The following is an 18463-nucleotide window of genomic DNA, read 5'->3' on the forward strand; positions in this document are numbered from 1 at the left end:
CCGGAGGCGTGGCCTCGACCCTCTCCCGCTGCCCCGCTGCCCCGCTGCCCCGCTGCCCCCACTTCCGGGGCTTCCGGGGCTTCCGGGGCTTCCGGGGCTCCCGGGGCTCCCGGGGCTCCCGGAGGTCCGCGAGCCGTGGACGGGGGTCCGCGGGCCCGTCAGCCCGCCAGGACCACGTTCCCGCCCGCCACCGTGATCTTGAGGCCGTCGGGGGTGGCCTCCACCTTCTGGATCCTCAGACCGGCCGGGAAGCCCTTCACCTCGCGGTCGAAGTCCGTCCGCCGGCGGACCAGCTCCTCGATCCCCGGTATCCCCTCGCCCGGCACCTCGTCGGCCCGCACCCGCAGCGTGTCGCCGTCGACGACGCTCACCGTGGACAGCACGCTCCGCGTCACCGTCCGGCCCAGCACCTCGACGCTGCCGGTGACCTTCAGCTTGCCGTCGCCGCCGTAGCCGAGGGCGATGTCGTTGTCGGACGCCTTGCGCAGCTCCTCGTACGAGATGCGGGCCGTGCCCCTCGCGGACCCGGCGACCGCGCGCGAGTAGCCGTTCTCCAGCCGTACGCCGTGCAGCTCGGCGCTCAGCTCGCCGACCCGGACCGTGCGTCCGCCCGCCGTCGCCTCGACGCCGGTCATGGCCACGTCGACCCGGTCCAGCGTCCCGCCGAGGGCCTGCGTCAGGAAGGGGAAGCCCCGGATCGACACGTCCGGCGTGCCGGTCAGGCCCTGTGCGGCCCGGATCCGGTCGGCGGCCTCCGACTCGGCGGCGGCGACCGCCAGCCGGTCCACGAGGGTGAAGAGTCCGCCGAGGACGACGGCGACGATCAGCAGTGTGCGCAGTGCTCGCATGGCTCGGTGTTTCCCCCGCCCTGTTGGTGCCCGGCCCCCGCCGACGTGAATGATCGACGTACGGGACCGGGCATTGGTTCCCCGTAACCTCCGACGTCACACACGCCACAGGCGTGTCACGGGCACCGGAGGAGTCGGCCGGAGGGTCAGACCAGTGCCCGCCCCAGCAGGTACACGGCGGGCGCGGCGGCGGCGAGCGGCAGGGCGACACCGGCCGTCATGTGGACGAACCGCGACGGGTAGTCGTACGCGGCCACGCGCAGCCCGATCACCGCGCACACCCCGGCGGCCAGGCCCAGGACGGCGCCCTGGCCGCCCAGACCGGTCGCCGCACCTGCCGCGACGCCCGCGCCCGCTCCCGCCAGCAGGGCCGCCACCAGGGAGACGGCGCCCGGCAGGGGCAGCGCGCGGGCGACCGCCGCGGCGGCGACCGCGAGGGCGCCGACGACGACCGCGTCCGGCTCGGCGGCCAGGAACCCGGCGGCCACGACGGCGAGCGCCGAGGACACGACCGTCGCCATCAGCCCGTACAGCCGCTCCTCCGCCGCCGCGCGGCTGCGCAACTGGAGGACCAGGACGAGGAGGACCCAGACGCCGAGCGTGCCGAGGATCGCGGCGGGCGCGTGCTCCCGGCCGACGGCGAGCAGCGCGGCGTCCGCGACGGCGCCGCCGAGGAAGGCGAGCGCGATGCCCTGGCGGGCGGGCCACATGCCGTTGAGCCGGAACCAGCCGGCGGCGGTGACGGCCTGGAGCAGCACCAGCGGGACCAGCAGCCCGTACGCGCCGAGGGCGGCGCCCCCGGCGAGGAGGACGCCCAGCAGCGCGGTGAGCCCGGCGGGCTGGATGCCCGGGTCGATGATCGGTGACCGGCCCTCGGCGCGGGCGCGCTGCGCGTCGGTGAGGCGGGTGCTGCCGAGGGTGGTGGGCGCGCCGTACGCGGGCTCGCCGGCGGGCGCGGCGGCCGGGGTGCCGGGCGCCGGGGCGGGGGCGGTGGCGACCGGGGCCTCGGGCTGCCCGAACGGGGACCCGTACCCGTACGCGGGCGCGGCCCGGCCGTACGCGGGGGCCTGCGAACCGGAATCGCCTGACGAGCGGTCGGCAGAAGCCTGGCCGTACGAAGGGGCCGGGCCGTACTCGGGCGCAGGGGCCGCCTGGCCGTACGCGGGAGCCTGGCCGTACGCGGACGCCTGACCGTACGCGGACGCCTGACCGTACGAGGGGGTCTGGCCGTACGCGGGGGCCTGGTCGTGCGGTGCCGGTCCGTGGCCGGCCACCGGCGGCAGGTACGCCGTCGGGGCGTCGTACCCGGTCCCGTGCCCCGCCGGGGCCTCCGGCGGCAGCGGGTACGCGCCCGGACCACCCGGTGCGGGCGGCTGCCCGGGCCGGACGGCCGGCTGGTAGTGGGTGTCCCACGTCTGGCCCTGCCAGGTCTGCGCGACGTCCGCGTCCGCGGCGCCCGCGTCGGCGGGGAACGGCTCCGCGAAGGACGCCTCCCCGTACGGCCCTCCCGCGTACGGCGACGGGTCGCGCGGGGCGCGCGGGTCGTACGGGTACTGCTGATCGCTGCTCATGCTGTGCGGCTCACCCTCCTGCGAACGGCGGGAGCACTTCTACCGTGCCGCCCTCCGCCAGCCGTACCGTCTCATGCCCGCGCGTCCCCACGGGGTCGCCGTCCACCAGGAACGAGCACCTCTGCAGCACCCGGACCAGCTCCCCCGGGTGCCGCTCGCGGGCGGCGGCCAGCGCCTCCGCGAGGGTCTCCGCGGCGTACGGCTCCTCGGCGGTGCCGGCGGCGGCCTTGGCCGCGGCCCAGTAGCGGATCGTTCCCGCTGCCATGGGAGGGCTCCTTTCGTCAGGCTTCCATGATGGGCTACGCCCCCGCCGCCGGGGACGGGCCCGCCCCTGCCGCCGGGGACGGACCCGCCCCGGCCGCTCCCGTCAGCCACCGGGCGATCCGCGTGAGCAGCTCCTCCCCGGCGGCGTTCTCGGCGTGCCCCATGCCGGGCTCCAGCCACAGCTCGGCGTGTCCGCCCGACGCGGCGGCCAGCGACCGCGGGTGGTCCACCGGGAAGTACGGGTCCCGGTCCCCGTGCACGACCAACAGCGGCGTCGGCGCGATCAGCGGCACCGCCTCCACCGGCGACAGGGGCACGGGGTCCCAGTCGCGGTCGTGGACGCGGGTGCCGAAGCCGTACCGGCCCACCAGCCGCCCGGCGGGGCGGGTGACCAGCCAGTGCACGCGCCGCATCGGGGCCGTGCCCCGGTAGTACCAGCGGGCGGGCGCGCTCACCGCGGCCACCGCGTCCGTGCGTGCCTCCGAGCGCCCCCCGTGCTCCTTCCCGTACAGCGCGGCGTGCCGGAGCACCACCGACCCGCCCATGGAGAAGCCGACCGTCGCCACGCGCGCGTGGCCCCGCTCCCGCGCCCAGGCCACCGCCGCCGCCAGGTCGAGCACCTCCCGGTCACCGACCGTGGAGCGCCCGCCGGAGCGGCCGTGACCACGGAACGAGAAGGTCACCACCGCCGCGTGCCGGGTCAGGACGGCCGCGGCGCGCCGGAGCGCCGGGCGGTCCACCGACCCGGTGAAACCGTGCGCGACGACCACCGCCGTGTCGGCCGGGCCGGCGGTGCAGGGGTCGTAACGGGCTTCCAGGAGCACTCCGTCAGGAGTGCGCAAAGACATACGCAAGGTTTCATCCAGGGGGACGCACGTGGGCGAGGAAACATCCACACTGTGGAATAGGCCCTCTGTCCCGGATCTCATGTGGGCTATTGTGGCCGGCAGAGGATCCGGGCGAAGCAGCCCCCGGGTCCTTTTGTGTTTTCCCGCTCCTGTTACGGGCGGGTGAACAAAGGCTCTCAGGGGCGCGGGAGCCGCCGCAGGACCGAAGGAAGCAGTGCCGCAACGTCCTCGCACAGACCGAGGAGGAACCGACGTTATGGGCGAGCTGACCGTGCACGACCGGACGACGACCAGCAGGACGACGACCCAGACGACCCAGGCGGGTGGGACACGATGAGTTCTCTGCTGCTGCTGACGAACGCCCTGCAGCCGTCGACCGAGGTGCTCCCGGCACTCGGCCTGCTGCTGCACAACGTGCGGGTGGCCCCCGCCGAGGGCCCCGCCCTCGTCGACACCCCCGGCGCCGACGTGATCCTCGTCGACGGCCGCCGCGACCTGCCGCAGGTGCGGTCGCTCTGCCAGCTCCTCCGCTCGACGGGCCCCGGCTGCCCGCTGCTCCTGGTGGTCACCGAGGGCGGTCTCGCGGCCGTCACGGCCGACTGGGGCATCGACGACGTGCTGCTCGACACGGCGGGCCCGGCGGAGGTCGAGGCGCGGCTGCGGCTCGCGATGGGCCGCCAGCAGATCACCGCCGACGACTCCCCGATGGAGATCCGCAACGGCGACCTGTCGGTCGACGAGGCGACGTACAGCGCGAAGCTGAAGGGCCGGGTCCTGGACCTGACCTTCAAGGAGTTCGAACTGCTCAAGTACCTCGCGCAGCACCCGGGCCGGGTCTTCACGCGCGCGCAGCTCCTCCAAGAGGTGTGGGGGTACGACTACTTCGGCGGCACGCGCACGGTGGACGTCCACGTGCGGCGGCTGCGCGCCAAGCTGGGGCCGGAGCACGAGTCGCTGATCGGCACCGTGCGCAACGTCGGCTACCGGTTCGTGGCGCCCGAGAAGGCGGAGCGCGCCGCGGAGGACGCGCGGACGGGGGCACGCGCGGAGCCGCGTGCCAAGGAGGCGCCGCCGGAGGTCCTCCGGATGGCGGACGGGAAAGATCGACGGGAAGCGGCCGTACGACCTGCCCAGAGGTAGGTCACCCCGCGTAGACTGCCGCGCGTGGCCAAGGTGACGCGGGACGACGTGGCACGACTGGCGGGGACTTCCACCGCGGTCGTGAGCTACGTCATCAACAACGGACCCCGGCCGGTCGCCCCGGCCACGCGCGAGCGTGTCCTCGCCGCCATCAAGGAGCTGGGCTACCGGCCCGACCGGGTCGCCCAGGCGATGGCGTCACGGCGCACGGACCTCATAGGCATGATCGTCCCGGACGCACGGCAGCCGTTCTTCGCCGAGATGGCGCACGCCGTGGAAAGGGCCGCCGCCGACCGCGGGAAAATGGTCCTCGTCGGCAATTCGGACTATCGCGACGAGCGCGAGATCCATTACCTGCGCGCGTTCCTCGGAATGCGGGTCGCCGGTCTGATCCTGGTCAGCCAGGGCATGAGCGAGCGCGCCGCGCAGGAGATCGAGGCGTGGGACGCGCGCGTGGTGCTGCTGCACGAGCGCCCGGAGGCCCTGGACGACGTGGCGGTCGTGACGGACGACATCGGCGGCGCGCAGTTGGCCACCCGCCACCTGCTGGAGCACGGCCACGCGTACGTGGCGTGCCTGGGCGGCATCGAGTCGACGCCGTCCGTCGGCGACCCGGTGGCCGACCACGTCGAGGGCTGGCGCCGCGCCATGCGGGAGGCGGGCCGCTCCATCGAGGGACGGCTCTACCAGGCCGCGTACGACCGGTACGACGCCTACGAGACCGCGTTGAAGATCCTGTCGGGCCCCGACCGGCCGCCCGCGATCTTCTGCGCCACGGACGACCAGGCGATCGGCGTGCTGCGCGCGGCGCGGGAGCTGCGGCTGGACGTGCCGGGGGACCTGGCGGTGGCCGGGTTCGACGACGTGAAGGAAGCGGCGCTGACGGACCCGCCGCTGACGACGGTCTCGTCGGACCGGCCCGCGATGGCCCGCGCGGCGGTGGACCTGGTCCTGGACGACGGGCTGAAGGTCTCCGGGGGGCGCAGGGAGCGCGTGAAGCAGTTCCCGTCGGCACTGGTGATCCGCCACAGCTGCGGCTGCAACGGCGCGTAGTCCCCCGCCCGACTGCCGGTCCTCATCCCGGGCATACGAGGTTCTGTCGCCCCTCTCAGGGCGTCCTCAGGAACCTCTCATTCACGGGAGCGACAGTCGTACGCATGACGGACCACGCCCGCCGGAGCGCCGGCCACCACGGGAACGACGAACCGCAGCAGTACGCCGGGTTCCACGACCCGGCCGGCCCACCGCCGCCACCCCCGTACGCGCCCGCGTACGCCCCGGATGCCCCGGCGGCCTCGGTGACCCCGGTGGCCCGGCGCGGGTCCGGCACCCGGCACCGGCGCCGGGCCGGGCGGCCGGTCGGGCTGATCGCCGCCGTCGCCGTCGCGGCCGCCGCCCTCGGGGGCGGGGCCGGCGCCCTCGTCCAGGACCTCACGACCGACGCGACGGCGGCCACCTCCACCGGGGCCGCCGGGACGGCCGGGACCGCCGGGACGGCCGTCTCGCAGTCGGGCACCGGCACGGTCGCCGGGGTGGCGCGGGCCGTCTCCCCCAGCGTCGTGGAGATCAGGGCCGCCTCCGGCTCCGGGCAGTCCACCGGCTCCGGAGTGATCATCACGGCGGACGGCGAGGTCGTCACCAACAACCACGTCGTCGCGGGCGCCTCCGAGGTCGAGGTCCGGCTCACCGACGGCACCACCCACACCGCCGACGTGATCGGCACCGCCCCCGCCAAGGACCTCGCGCTGGTCAAGCTCCGCGGCGCCCGGGGCCTCAAGGCGGCCGTGCTCGGGGACTCCAGTGCGGTCCGGGTCGGCGACCAGGTCGTCGCGATCGGCTCGCCCGAGGGCCTCACCTCCACCGTGACCAGCGGCATCGTCTCCGCCCTCGACCGGGACGTGACCGTCGCCAAGGAAGAGGACGGCAGCGGCGGGACCCAGCGGGGGGACTGGCCGTTCGAGTACGGCGGCCAGCGGTTCAACGGCGACACCGGCTCCTCGAAGACCACGTACAAGGCGATCCAGACCGACGCCTCCCTCAACCCCGGCAACTCCGGCGGCGCCCTGATCGACATGAAGGGCGAGGTCATCGGCATCAACTCCGCGATGTACGCGCCGAGCACCGCCACCGGCTCCTCCAGCGGCGGCACCGGCAGCGTCGGCCTCGGCTTCGCCATCCCGATCGACACCCTCAAGGCCGAGCTGGACGCCCTCCGCGGCGACTGACCCGCGCGCGACCCGCGTGCGACGCTGATCCGCATGAACACCACCGCCGAGCCCGACCGCATCCTCGTCGTCGACGACGAGCCCGCCGTCCGCGAAGCGCTCCGGCGCAGCCTGGCCTTCGAGGGGTACGGGACGCTGACCGCCGTCGACGGCCTCGACGCGCTGGAGAAGATCGGGGCGTACGCGCCCGACCTCGTCGTCCTCGACATCCAGATGCCCCGCATGGACGGGCTGACCGCCGCCCGCCGCATCCGGGCGTCCGGCTCGACCGTGCCGATCCTGATGCTCACCGCCCGCGACACGGTCGGCGACCGGGTCACCGGCCTCGACGCGGGCGCCGACGACTACCTGGTGAAGCCGTTCGAACTGGACGAGCTGTTCGCCCGCATCCGCGCGCTGCTGCGGCGCAGCTCGTACGCGGCGGGCGGGGCCGCCGGGCCGGGCGGCGCCGGTGACGTGCTGTCCTTCGGGGACCTGCGGATGAACCTCGCCACCCGCGAGGTGACGCGCGGCGAACGGCGGGTCGAGCTGACGCGGACGGAGTTCACGCTGCTGGAGATGTTCCTCGCCCACCCGCGCCAGGTGCTCACCCGCGAGCAGATCCTCAAGGCCGTGTGGGGCTTCGACTTCGAGCCGACGTCCAACTCCCTCGACGTGTACGTGATGTACCTGCGCCGCAAGACCGAGGCGGGCGGCGAGCCGCGGCTGGTGCACACCGTGCGCGGGGTGGGGTACGTGCTGCGCGACGGGGGCGGCGAGTGACCCCTGGTCCCGTACGGCGCTTCCGCGCGCTGCCGCTGCGCTCCCGGCTGGCGCTGCTGACGTCGCTGGCGGTCGCCGTGGCGGTCGCGGCCGTGTCGGTGGCGGCCTGGCTGCTCACCCGGGCGCAGTTGCTCGACGAGCTGGACCGGTCGCTGGAGAACACGGCGGCGCTGCAGGAGCAGGTGGTGGACGCGCTGGTGACCTGCCGGGCCGGGGTGTCGCCGGAGCCGCCCGCCCCGGACCGGCCCGGCTTCGCGTACACGCAGCTCGTCGGGGCGGACGGCGAGCGGTGCGTGGCGCGGTACTCGCGGGCGGTGAAGGTGACGCCGGAGGACGTGGCCGTCGCGGCGGGCCGGGCCCGGGAGGCACTGCACACGTCCACCACGGACAGCGGGGAGACCGTGCGGGTGCACACCGTGCGGGAGACGGTGAGCGTGCCGGGGGTCGCGCCGCGGGTGACCGTCGCGGTGTCGCTGGCGCGTCCGCTGACCGAGGTCGACGCCGCGCTGAGCCGGCTGGCGCTGCTGTTGACCGCGCTCGCCGGGATAGGCGTCGTCGGCGCGGGCGCGGCGGGGCTGTGGGTGGCGCGGGCCGGGCTGAAGCCGGTGGACCGGCTGACGGGCGCGGTGGAGCACGTGGCGCGCACCGAGGACCTGACGGTGCGCATCCCGGTGGAGGGCGAGGACGAGATCGCCCGGCTGTCGCGGTCGTTCAACGCGATGACCGCGGCGCTCGCGTCCTCCCGCGACCGGCAGGCGCAGCTCATCGCGGACGCGGGGCACGAGCTGCGGACGCCGCTGACGTCGCTGCGGACCAACGTCGAGCTGCTGGCCCGGATCGAGGAGACCGGGCGGGCGATCCCGGCGGAGGACCGGCGGGCGCTGATGGCGTCCGTGAAGGCGCAGATGACGGAGTTGGCGGCGCTGATCGGCGACCTCCAGGAGCTGGCCAGGCCGGACGCGGTGGCGGCGGGCCGCCTGGAGGTGGTCGCGCTGCACGACGTGCTCGACCAGGCACTCGGGCGGGCGCGGCTGCGCGGCCCGGAGCTGGAGTTCACGCGGGACGTGCGGCCCTGGTTCGTACGGGCGGAGCCGGCGGCGCTGGAACGGGCGCTGGTCAACGTCCTGGACAACGCGGTGAAGTTCTCCCCGCCGGGCGGCACCGTGGAGGTGCGGCTGGTGGACGGGGTGGTGACGGTGCGGGACCACGGGCCCGGTGTCGCGGAGGACGAGCTCCCGCACGTCTTCGAGCGGTTCTGGCGCTCCCCGTCGGCCCGTTCCCTGCCCGGCTCGGGCCTGGGCCTGTCGATCGTGGCCCGCACGGTGCGGCAGGCCGGCGGCGAGGTGGCCCTGGTCCGGGCGGAGGGCGGCGGCACGCGCGCGGAGATCCGCCTCCCGGGCGCCCCGACGCCGCCACCGGGCGCTTCGGACGCGCCGGGGCCGGGCGCGCCGGGTACTTCGGACGCGCCGGGGCCGGGCGCGCCGCAGGGGTGAGCCGTCCGGGCCCGGCCGACCGGGCCGGGGTCGGGCCCGGGTGCGGGGCCGGGACAGGTACGAGGTGCACCGGGCCGGGCCGGGGCCGGGTACGAAGCCGAGCCGACCGAGCCAGGACCGTCCGGGCCCGGACGAGGCCGGGGCCAGGCCGACCGGGCCCGGACGAGGCCGGGGCCAGGCCGACCGGGCCGGGGCCGGGCCAGGGAGCAAGGTCGGCCCGGGTACGGGGCTGGGGCCAGGCCGACCGGGCCGGGCCCGGGGAAGGCCGCGGGACGGCACCGGGCGGCCCCTGCCCCGGCGCCCTGCCCCGGCGCCGTACGGGAAGGTGCGGACGCGCGGGCCGGGACGGCCGGCACCGCCGCGCGGGGCGGGAGGAGAGGAGGGGGCGGCGGACCGTTCCGTCCGCCGCCCCCGCTCCGCTCGTACGCCCTACTTCACGACCGTGATCCGGTCCGCCGCGGGCGGCGTCAGCGGGGCCTCCGCCGAGGAGTGCGCGCTCAGGTAGGCGATGAAGACCTCCAGGTCGGAGGCGCCGACCAGCTTGTCGGTGCCCTGGCCGAGGGCCGCGAAGCCGTCACCGCCGCCGGAGAGGAACTCGTTCATCGCGACGCGGTACGTCCCGGCCGGGTCCAGCGGCCGGCCGTCCAGCTTCACCGAGGAGACGTCGACGCGGGCGGCGCCGGACTTCGTCATGTCCAGCGTGTACGTGAAGCCCCTCGACACCTGGAGGATCTTCGGCGACGCCTCGTTCACGCCGCTGACCTGCTGCTGGAGCGCGGTGATGATCTGCGCGCCGGTCAGGTCGACGGTGGTCATCATGTTGGTGAACGGCTGCACGGTGTACGCCTCGCCGTACGTCACGATGCCGTCCGCCGCCTCGCTGCCGGACCTGGCGTGCACCAGGTCGGCGCGGATGCCGCCCGGGTTCATGAAGGCGATCTGCGCGCCGCCCTTGTCGGCCGGGGCGAGGGCCTCCAGCTGCGCGTCGGCGATCAGGTCGCCGAGCGGCTTCTCGTACGCGTTCGAACCGCGGCCGTTGATGTCGGCGGCGATGTGGCCCACCGGGCGGTTGGCGATCGGCGCGGCCAGGCCGTTCCACTTGGCGATCAGGTCGGTCATGTCCGCGGCCTTGGGGACGTCGCGGGTGACCACGTGGTTCGCGGAGGCGACGGCCGTGCGGACGATGTCCTTGGTGGCGCGGTCGTAGGTGAGGGTCGTGTCGGTGTACAGCTTGCCGAACGACGCCGCCGAGGTGACCGTGCGCGGCTTGCCCGCCGGGTCCGGGACGGTGCACGCGTACGCCTGGTGGGTGTGGCCGGTGACCAGGGCGTCGACCTGCGGGCTGAGCCTCTTGGCGATGTCCACGACCGGGCCGGAGATGCCGTCGCCCGGGCCGGGGCTGTCGCAGTCGTAGTTGTACGCCGAGGAGGCCGGCGCGCCGCCCTCGTGGATCAGGGCGACGACGGACCGGACGCCCTTGCGCTCCAGGACCTTCGTGTACTTGTTGATCGTCTCGACCTCGTCGCCGAACTTCAGGCCCTTGATGCCCTCGGCGTTGACGATGTTCGGGGTGCCCTCCAGGGTGACGCCGATGAAGCCGATGCGGACGCCGTCCTTCTGCCAGATGAAGTACGGGTCGAGGACCGGCTTGCCGGTCTTCTCGTCCGTGACGTTCGCCGCCAGGTAGGGGAAGGCGGCACCCTCGTACGCCGTGCCCTCGGCGCAGCCGTCCGTGGGGTGGCAGCCGCCGTTCTGGATGCGGGCCAGCTCGGCCGCGCCCTCGTCGAACTCGTGGTTGCCGACCGAGCTGACGTCGAGCTTCAGCTTGTTGAGCGCGTCGATCGTCGGCTCGTCGTGGAACAGGCCGGAGACCAGGGGGGAGGCGCCGATCATGTCGCCGGCCGCCGCGGTGATCGAGTACCGGTTGCCCTTGCGGGCGTCGCGCAGGTGCGTGGCCAGGTACTCGACGCCACCGGCCTTGATCTTCTCGGTGGTGCCGTCCTCGTGGACGTGCGTGACCTCGCCGGAGGAGCCGGCCGGGGGCTCCAGGTTGCCGTGCAGGTCGTTGAAGGAGAGCAGCTGCACGTCGACGGTGCGGCCGGTCGCCTTCTTGCCGTGCGCCCAGCCGCCCGCGCCGGCCTCCTCGGCCGCGCCGGCCGGGAGGGCCGCCACGAGCGCGCCGAGGGTGGCGACGCCCGCCGCGGTGGCGAGTATCCGCCGTCCCGTGCGCTTCTTGTGCCGTGTAGCTGACATCTGTCCGTTTTTCCCCTTTGACACCACATGACCTTACGTGCCGTCAGGGGACGCCGAGGTCATGGCTCCTGGTCTGCCGAGCGCAGCCTAAGGTCAACGCGCGTAGCGCAACAGGGGGGAACGGGTTACGACCTGGTTGCCATCCCCCCTACGGCCGCTACCCGCGGCCGTAGGCTCGTACCCATGACCACTGACGTTCGCGCAACAGCCCCCGAGGCGGGACGCCGCATCGAGATCTTCGACGAGCTCACCCCCGAACAGGCCCGGGACGTCCTCGACCTGCTCGCCGACGCCGCCCGCGCCGACGGCATGCAGGCGGTGTCCGAGCAGGGCAGGCTCCAGTTGAAAGCCTTCATCACGGCGCACGGCGACTCCGCCGAGGGCGGCGGCGGGCGGCGCGAAGGCGTGCGGCACCTGCTGCTCTCCGTCTCCGACCGGCTCGTCGGCTACGCCCAGCTGGAGGACACCGACCCGATCGAGGCCCCGGCCGCCGAGCTGGTCGTCGACCCCGCGCAGCGCGGACGCGGCCACGGGCGGGCGCTCGGCTCGGCGCTGCTCGCGGAGTCGGGGAAGCGGCTGCGCGTGTGGGCGCACGGCGGCAAGTCCGCCGCCCGCCACCTGGCGCAGGTGCTGGGCCTCACCCTCTTCCGGGAGCTGCGGCAGCTCCGTCGGCCGCTGGCCCCGCTCGACATCCCCGAGCCGGACCTGCCGGCCGGGGTCACGGTCCGCACGTTCGTCCCCGGCCAGGACGACGCCGCGTGGCTCGCCGTCAACGCCGCCGCGTTCGCACACCACCCGGAGCAGGGCGCCCTGACCCAGCGCGACCTGGACGACCGCAAGAACGAGCCGTGGTTCGACCCGAAGGGCTTCTTCCTCGCCGAGCGCGAGTCCGACGGCGCCCTGATCGGCTTCCACTGGACGAAGACGCACGCCGAGGAGCGGCTCGGCGAGGTGTACGTCCTCGGCATCGCCCCCGACGCGCAGGGCGGGGGGCTCGGCAAGGCGCTCACCGCGATCGGCCTGCGCCACCTCGCCGCGCAGGGCCTGCCGACGGCGATGCTGTACGTCGACGCCGACAACACCGCGGCGCTGCGCGTGTACGAGGGGATGGGCTTCGCCACCCACGAGGTGGACCTCATGTACCGCACGGAGACGTGACCCGCACCCCGTGCCCCGGCCCCCGGCACGGCGGACCCCGCACGGCGGGGCGCGGGGCCGAGGGTCGGGCACGGGGAGGGCGGTCGCGCGGGGCACGAGGCCCAGTCACGGGGAGGCCGGTCGCGCGGGGGCGCAGGGCACGCGGAGCACGCGGAGCACGCGGAGCACGCGGAGCACGCGGAGGCGGAACGCCGAGCGCCGGGTGCGGGACGCCGAACACCGGACGCGCGGGCGCGGGACGCCGAGCGCCGAGCGCCGGGTGCGGAACGCCGAACACCGGACGCGCGGGCGCAGGACGCACGAGCCCGGGGCGCGCGGGCGAGTCCGCCCCTCCCCGCGCCCGCTCCCCGCCCGCTCCCCGCGCCCCGCCGAGGCCCCGGCCGAGCGGCATCGGGCCCCGGTCGAGCGGAACCGGGCCGGGAGAAGAGAGGGGCCGGGAGAGGGACGAACCCGGAGGGACCTCCCCCGTACACGCTCCGTACACACTCCGCCCGCACCCGCCCGCACCCGGGACGTCACGTCCTCGTCACCGATCATTCAGACACGCTTGCGAAGCTCGGCCAATGAAGCCCGCCGTGTCCGCCTTCACGGCCCGCTCCGACGCGCCTGACCAGCCTGTGGCGCGGAAGAATGGTGTCATGAGCCAGCAGCCCGCAGAGGTCCCGGTCCCGCAGGTACAGCCGTCCGCCCCGCACGCGCAGCCGTCCGTGGGGTCCATAGCCGCGCACCGGCCGCAGGCCGTCGCCGGCGCGCCCGCCGGCCTCTCGCCGGACCTCGACGCCGACCTCGACGCGTACGACGGGGACGGCCTGCGCACGGAGCTGCCCGAGGGGCGGTTCCTGGACCGCGAGCGCAGTTGGCTCGCCTTCAACGAGCGCGTCCTGGAACTGGCCGAGGACCCCACGACGCCCCTCCTGGAGCGGGCCAACTTCCTGGCGATCTTCGCTTCGAACCTCGACGAGTTCTTCATGGTCCGGGTCGCCGGCCTCAAACGCCGCATCGCCACCGGCGTCGCCACCCGCTCCGCGTCCGGGCTCCAGCCCCGCGAGGTCCTCGACCTGATATGGACCCGCTCGCGCGAGCTCATGGCCCGGCACGCCGCCTGCTTCCAGCAGGACGTCGCCCCGGCCCTGGCCGACGAGGGCATCCACCTCGTCCGCTGGCCCGACCTGACCGAGAAGGAGCAGGCGCGCCTCTTCACGCTGTTCCGGCAGCAGATCTTCCCGGTGCTCACGCCACTGGCCGTGGACCCCGCGCACCCCTTCCCGTACATCTCCGGGCTCTCCCTGAACCTCGCCGTCGTCGTCCGCAACCCGGTCAGCGGCCACCGCCACTTCGCGCGCGTGAAGGTGCCGCCGCTGCTGACGCGGTTCCTGGAGGCGTCGCCGCAGCGGTACGTACCGCTGGAGGACGTCATCGCCGCGCACCTGGAGGAGCTGTTCCCCGGCATGGAGGTGCTGGCCCACCACATGTTCCGGGTGACCCGCAACGAGGACCTGGAGGTCGAGGAGGACGACGCCGAGAACCTGCTCAAGGCCCTGGAGAAGGAGCTCATGCGGCGCCGCTTCGGCCCGCCGGTGCGGCTGGAGGTGGAGGAGTCCATCGACCCGTACGTCCTCGACCTCCTCGTACGGGAGCTGAAGGTCTCCGACGCCGAGGTGTACCCGCTGCCCGGCCCGCTCGACCTGACCGGGCTGTTCGGGATGGCGGGCCAGGACCGGCCCGAGCTGAAGTACCCCAAGTTCGTGGCGGGCACCCACCGCGACCTGTCCGAGGTCGAGTCGGCGTCCGCGCCCGACATCTTCGCCGCCCTGCGCGAGCGGGACGTGCTGCTGCACCACCCGTACGACAGCTTCTCCACCTCCGTGCAGGCCTTCCTGGAGCAGGCCGCCGCCGACCCGGACGTCCTCGCGATCAAGCAGACGCTGTACCGCACCTCCGGCGACTCGCCGATAGTCGACGCCCTGATCGACGCCGCCGAAGCCGGCAAGCAGGTCCTCGTCCTCGTCGAGATCAAGGCCCGCTTCGACGAGCAGGCCAACATCAAGTGGGCCCGCAAGCTGGAGGAGGCCGGCTGCCACGTCGTGTACGGCCTGGTCGGGCTGAAGACCCACTGCAAGCTGTCCCTGGTCGTCCGCCAGGAGGGCGAGATGCTGCGCCGGTACTCGCACGTCGGCACCGGCAACTACCACCCCAAGACCGCCCGCCTCTACGAGGACCTCGGCCTGCTCACCGCCGACCCGCAGGTCGGCGCCGACCTCTCCGACCTGTTCAACCGGCTGTCCGGCTACTCGCGCCGCGAGACCTACCGCCGCCTGCTCGTCGCGCCCAAGTCGCTGCGCGACGGCCTCGTGTCGCGGATCCACAAGGAGATCGTCCACCACCGGGCGGGACGCCCCGCGTACATCCGCATCAAGGTCAACTCGATGGTCGACGAGGCCGTCATCGACGCCTGTTACCGCGCCTCGCAGGCCGGCGTGCCCGTCGACGTCTGGGTCCGCGGCATCTGCGCCCTGCGCCCCGGCGTCGTCGGCCTGTCGGAGAACATCCGGGTCCGCTCCGTCCTCGGCCGCTTCCTGGAGCACTCCCGCGTCTTCGCCTTCTGCAACGGCGGGGAGCCCGAGGTGTGGCTCGGCAGCGCCGACATGATGCACCGCAACCTCGACCGCCGCATAGAGGCGCTCGTACGGGTCGCCGACCCGGCCCACCGCGCCTCCCTGACCCGACTGCTGGAGACCGGCATGGCCGACACGACCTCGTCGTGGCACCTCGGCCCGGACGGCGAGTGGACCCGGCACTCGACGGACGCGGACGGCCGGCCGCTGCGGCACGTCCAGGAGATGCTCATAGACGCCCGGAGGCGCCGACGTGCACAACCCTGACCACCAGGCGACCGCCGGCGAGATCCTGGCGCCGTACCTCCACGCCCGGGCCAACGACTTCCTGCGCGCCCTGCGCCTGCACACGGAGAGCAACGGCTCCGACACGGTCGGCGCGGAGGAGGCCACCCGGTCGCTGCGCGCCGCCGCCCGGCGCATCAGCGGGACCCTGCACACCTACCGCCCCCTCCTGGACGGGGCCTGGGCGGACGGCCTGCGCACCGAGCTGGCCTGGCTGTCCGGCACGCTCGCCCAGGAGCACGCCTGCACGTCCCGGCTCGTCCGGCTCGTCGACGCGCTGTCCCGGCTGACCGGGGGGCCCGTACCGGCGCCGAGGGGCGCCCGCGCGGGGACGTCGCGGACCGGGGGCGGGGCGATCACGATGGGCGCCGCCCGCGCCGGCGCCCTGCTGGAACGGCAGCTCACCCTCGCCCGGACGCGCGCCCACTCGGCGGCCCTGGAGGCGCTGGGCTCGTCCCGGTTCCACGCGGTCGCCGACGCGGTGGCGCTGCTGGCGTCGGAGGTGCCGCTCGGGCCCGCCGCGTCGTCCCCCGCCGAGGAGGTCCTGCCGGTCCCCGCCGAGACGGTGGAGCGGCGCCTGCTGGAGGCCGTGGCGGCCCTCCCCATGAGCCCCGCCGTGGGGGGCGAGCACCAGGACGCGCCCTGGCACCAGGCACGGCTCCTGCTGCGCCTCCACCGGTACGCCCTGGAGGTGCGGTGCTCCCCGGCCCCCGAGCTGTACGAGGCGGCGACCGCGCTGGACCGGCACCGGGACGCCGCCGAGGCCGCGGCCGCCGCCGCGACGGCCGCGCGCACGCCGCGCATCGCCCCGGCGACGGCGTACGCCCTCGGCGTCCTCCACGCCGACCAGCGCCACGAGGTGGAGGCCGCCCGCCTCGCCTTCCACCGCGCCTGGCGGCGCACGGCGGTGACGGCGCGGTGAGCGGCCGCGCCGGGGTCGTCCGGGCGGCCGGCTGCGTCCTGTGGCGCCGGGCGGCGGACGGCGCGGTGGAGGTGTGCCTGATCCACCGGCCCGAGCACGACGACTGGTCGTTCCCGAAGGGCAAGGTGAAGGCCGGGGAGGAGCTGCGGGCGGCGGCGGTGCGGGAGGTCCGCGAGGAGACGGGTCACGCGTGCGAGCCGGGCGCCCTGCTCGGCACGGTCCGCTACTGGACGGGTGCGCGGGAGAAGGAGGTCACGTACTGGTCGGCTGAGGCCGGGCCGGGGGCCTTCACGCCCAACCGGGAGGTCGACGCCGTGCGGTGGCTCCCCCCGGAGGAGGCGCGGCGGCTGCTGAGCCACCCCCAGGACCGCGTCCTGGTCACCTGGTTCCTGGCCGCTCGGTGACTCCCGGCCGGTCCTGGCCGGTCCCGGCCGGCCTCTGCCGCTCCTGACACTCGATGACCCCCGACCGGTCCTCGCCGCCCCACAACGCTCCGTGACCCCTCACCGGTCCACGCCGCCCCCTCCGCGACCCCTCACCGGTCCTGCCCGCCCCTCAACGCTCCGTGACCACCGACCGGTCCTGGCCGGTCCGTGCCGTCCTCCCCTCCGGCCGCCTCCCCCCGACCGGCCCGCGCCCCCTGGTCAGCCTGTGGCGTACGGGGCAGGTGGGACGAGTGGGAGCAGCCTCCGGGGATACTCACCGGCACTTACAGCACGGTTCACCTCGCGTTCACTCGCCCCCGCCGACCACTTCACCTGATCTGCCTAATTTCAGCCGTACGAGGTGACCGACAGACGCCACCACCACCCACCCCGACACACGCCGTCGTACAACCGGCCATGGACATGGATCACGACACCAGCCTCCATACGGCCACGCAGTCCGGCGGTTACTGGAAGGAACACCCGAAAGTGAAGCTTCATCGCAAGACCGGGCTTCGCGCCACCGCGCTCGGCGCCCTCGCCGTCTCCGGCGCCCTGGTTCTCACGGCGTGTGGTTCGGACGACAACACGAGCCCGGACGGGGCGAAGAAGACCGCCGCCGCGTCGGACATCGACTGCGCCGGCGCCAAGGGCCAGCTCCTCGCGGCGGGCTCGACCGCCCAGAAGAACGCCATGGACCTGTGGGTCAAGAACTTCCAGGCGGCCTGCGAGGGCGTCGAGGTGAACTACCAGGCCATCGGCTCCGGCGGCGGCATCACCAAGTTCAACCAGGGACAGGTCGCGTTCGCCGGCTCCGACTCCGCCCTGAAGGAGGAGGAGGTCACCGAGTCGCAGAAGATCTGCAAGGGTGGCAAGGGCGTCAACCTCCCGATGGTCGGCGGCCCCGTCGCCATCGGTTACAAGCTGGACGGCGTGGACGACCTCGTCCTCGACGCCTCCACCCTCGCCAAGATCTTCGACTCGAAGATCAAGAAGTGGAACGACCCCGCCATCGCCAAGCTGAACCCGGGCGCCAAGCTGCCCGACGTGGCGATCCAGGCCTTCCACCGCTCCGACGAGTCCGGCACCACGCAGAACCTCGGCAAGTACCTCAGCGAGGCCGCCGCCGCCGACTGGAAGCACGACCCGAAGACGAAGTCGTGGCCCGCCCCCGGCGGCCAGGCCGCGAACGGCTCGTCCGGCGTCGCCGCCGCCGTCAAGGACACCAACGGCGCGATCGGCTACTTCGAGCTCTCGTACGCCACCGCCAGCAGCATCAACACGGTCAAGCTGAACACGGGCGCCGCCCAGCCGGTCGAGGCCACCACGGAGAACGCCTCCAAGGCCATCGCCGCCGCCAAGATCAAGGGCACGGGCAGCGACCTGGCCCTGTCCCTCGACTACAAGACCAAGGCCGAGGGCGCCTACCCGATCATCCTCGTCACGTACGAGATCGCCTGCGACAAGGGCAACAAGGCGGAAACGCTGCCGACCCTGAAGGCGTTCCTCAACTACACGGCCAGTGAGGAGGGCCAGAAGGTCCTCGCCGACGCGGGCTACGCCCCGCTGCCGGCCGAGATCGCGGCCAAGGTCCGCGAGATCGTCCCCACGCTCTCCTGACGACCCCGCCGGGGCCGGCCCACCCACCCTCGGG

15 protein-coding genes are annotated in these 18463 nt (G+C 74.4%); 10 read left to right on the plus strand and 5 right to left on the minus strand.

All coding sequences use genetic code 11. The features are described from left to right. Positions 1-158 precede the first annotated feature (158 nt). From RND61_RS24475 to RND61_RS24490, 4 genes are all read right to left on the minus strand, one after another. A complete protein-coding gene (locus RND61_RS24475; RefSeq protein ID WP_315880238.1) occupies positions 159-848 on the minus strand; it encodes an LmeA family phospholipid-binding protein in 690 nt (229 codons plus the stop codon). A gap of 146 nt (positions 849-994) precedes the next feature. Then, the gene (locus RND61_RS24480) at positions 995-2419 is read right to left on the minus strand and encodes a hypothetical protein (RefSeq protein ID WP_315880239.1); all 1425 of its coding nucleotides are present in this window, start codon (positions 2417-2419) and stop codon (positions 995-997) included. Between the two features lie 10 nt (positions 2420-2429). Continuing rightward, positions 2430-2684, minus strand: coding sequence for a MoaD/ThiS family protein (locus tag RND61_RS24485; protein WP_315880240.1), 255 nt, complete (start codon positions 2682-2684; stop codon positions 2430-2432). A gap of 34 nt (positions 2685-2718) precedes the next feature. Then, positions 2719-3612, minus strand: a complete 894-nt coding sequence (locus RND61_RS24490) for an alpha/beta hydrolase (protein WP_315880241.1) — start codon at positions 3610-3612, stop codon at positions 2719-2721. A gap of 252 nt (positions 3613-3864) precedes the next feature. Here RND61_RS24490 and RND61_RS24495 point away from each other — a divergent pair, with 252 nt between their 5' ends. From RND61_RS24495 to RND61_RS24515, 5 genes are all read left to right on the plus strand, one after another. After that, positions 3865-4671, plus strand: coding sequence for a winged helix-turn-helix transcriptional regulator (locus RND61_RS24495; protein ID WP_315880242.1), 807 nt, complete (start codon positions 3865-3867; stop codon positions 4669-4671). 24 nt (positions 4672-4695) lie between these two features. Continuing rightward, positions 4696-5724 (plus strand): LacI family DNA-binding transcriptional regulator, encoded by a 1029-nt coding sequence (locus tag RND61_RS24500; protein WP_315880243.1) that lies wholly within the window; start codon positions 4696-4698, stop codon positions 5722-5724. Between the two features lie 104 nt (positions 5725-5828). Then, complete coding sequence (locus RND61_RS24505) at positions 5829-6896, plus strand: S1C family serine protease (RefSeq protein ID WP_315880244.1); 1068 nt, start codon at positions 5829-5831, stop codon at positions 6894-6896. Positions 6897-6929: 33 nt separating this feature from the next. After that, the gene (locus RND61_RS24510; protein ID WP_315880245.1) at positions 6930-7658 is read left to right on the plus strand and encodes a response regulator transcription factor; all 729 of its coding nucleotides are present in this window, start codon (positions 6930-6932) and stop codon (positions 7656-7658) included. After that, positions 7655-9151 carry a sensor histidine kinase gene (locus RND61_RS24515; RefSeq protein WP_315880246.1) on the plus strand — a complete coding sequence of 499 codons (1497 nt, stop codon included), beginning with the start codon at positions 7655-7657 and terminating at the stop codon, positions 9149-9151. Before RND61_RS24510 ends, RND61_RS24515 begins: the two co-directional genes overlap by 4 nt. A 429-nt stretch (positions 9152-9580) precedes the next feature. Here the strand turns inward: RND61_RS24515 and RND61_RS24520 are convergent, their stop codons facing one another. Beyond that, entirely contained in the window at positions 9581-11404 is a 1824-nt protein-coding gene (locus RND61_RS24520; RefSeq protein ID WP_315880247.1) for a bifunctional metallophosphatase/5'-nucleotidase, read from the minus strand. A gap of 183 nt (positions 11405-11587) precedes the next feature. Between RND61_RS24520 and mshD the strand changes: the two genes are divergently transcribed. From mshD to pstS, 5 genes are all read left to right on the plus strand, one after another. Beyond that, a complete protein-coding gene (gene mshD / locus RND61_RS24525) occupies positions 11588-12562 on the plus strand; it encodes a mycothiol synthase (protein ID WP_315880248.1) in 975 nt (324 codons plus the stop codon). A gap of 638 nt (positions 12563-13200) precedes the next feature. Beyond that, positions 13201-15444 (plus strand): RNA degradosome polyphosphate kinase, encoded by a 2244-nt coding sequence (locus RND61_RS24530; protein WP_315880249.1) that lies wholly within the window; start codon positions 13201-13203, stop codon positions 15442-15444. Beyond that, positions 15431-16384: a CHAD domain-containing protein gene (locus RND61_RS24535; protein ID WP_315880250.1), complete on the plus strand. Its 954-nt coding sequence runs from the start codon at positions 15431-15433 to the stop codon at positions 16382-16384. The genes RND61_RS24530 and RND61_RS24535 overlap by 14 nt, the downstream gene beginning before the upstream one ends. Continuing rightward, positions 16381-16788 (plus strand): NUDIX hydrolase, encoded by a 408-nt coding sequence (locus RND61_RS24540; protein ID WP_315880251.1) that lies wholly within the window; start codon positions 16381-16383, stop codon positions 16786-16788. Before RND61_RS24535 ends, RND61_RS24540 begins: the two co-directional genes overlap by 4 nt. A 510-nt stretch (positions 16789-17298) precedes the next feature. Beyond that, a complete protein-coding gene (gene pstS, locus RND61_RS24545; RefSeq protein ID WP_315880252.1) occupies positions 17299-18429 on the plus strand; it encodes a phosphate ABC transporter substrate-binding protein PstS in 1131 nt (376 codons plus the stop codon). Positions 18430-18463 lie beyond the last annotated feature (34 nt).

The organism is Streptomyces tamarix, from assembly GCF_032423885.1.
GTDB classification, from domain to species: Bacteria; Actinomycetota; Actinomycetes; order Streptomycetales; family Streptomycetaceae; genus Streptomyces; species Streptomyces tamarix.

Bases quoted from the DNA above. Each gene is read 5' to 3' on its own strand.
- RND61_RS24475 (WP_315880238.1), bottom strand. From the start codon at position 848: ATGCGAGCACTGCGCACACTGCTGATCGTCGCCGTCGTCCTCGGCGGA.
- RND61_RS24485 (WP_315880240.1), bottom strand. From the start codon at position 2,684: ATGGCAGCGGGAACGATCCGCTACTGGGCCGCGGCCAAGGCCGCCGCC.
- RND61_RS24520 (WP_315880247.1), bottom strand. From the start codon at position 11,404: ATGTCAGCTACACGGCACAAGAAGCGCACGGGACGGCGGATACTCGCC.
- RND61_RS24530 (WP_315880249.1), top strand. From the start codon at position 13,201: ATGAGCCAGCAGCCCGCAGAGGTCCCGGTCCCGCAGGTACAGCCGTCC.
- RND61_RS24480 (WP_315880239.1), bottom strand. From the start codon at position 2,419: ATGAGCAGCGATCAGCAGTACCCGTACGACCCGCGCGCCCCGCGCGAC.
- RND61_RS24495 (WP_315880242.1), top strand. From the start codon at position 3,865: ATGAGTTCTCTGCTGCTGCTGACGAACGCCCTGCAGCCGTCGACCGAG.
- RND61_RS24505 (WP_315880244.1), top strand. From the start codon at position 5,829: ATGACGGACCACGCCCGCCGGAGCGCCGGCCACCACGGGAACGACGAA.
- mshD (WP_315880248.1), top strand. From the start codon at position 11,588: ATGACCACTGACGTTCGCGCAACAGCCCCCGAGGCGGGACGCCGCATC.
- RND61_RS24490 (WP_315880241.1), bottom strand. From the start codon at position 3,612: ATGAGATCCGGGACAGAGGGCCTATTCCACAGTGTGGATGTTTCCTCG.
- RND61_RS24510 (WP_315880245.1), top strand. From the start codon at position 6,930: ATGAACACCACCGCCGAGCCCGACCGCATCCTCGTCGTCGACGACGAG.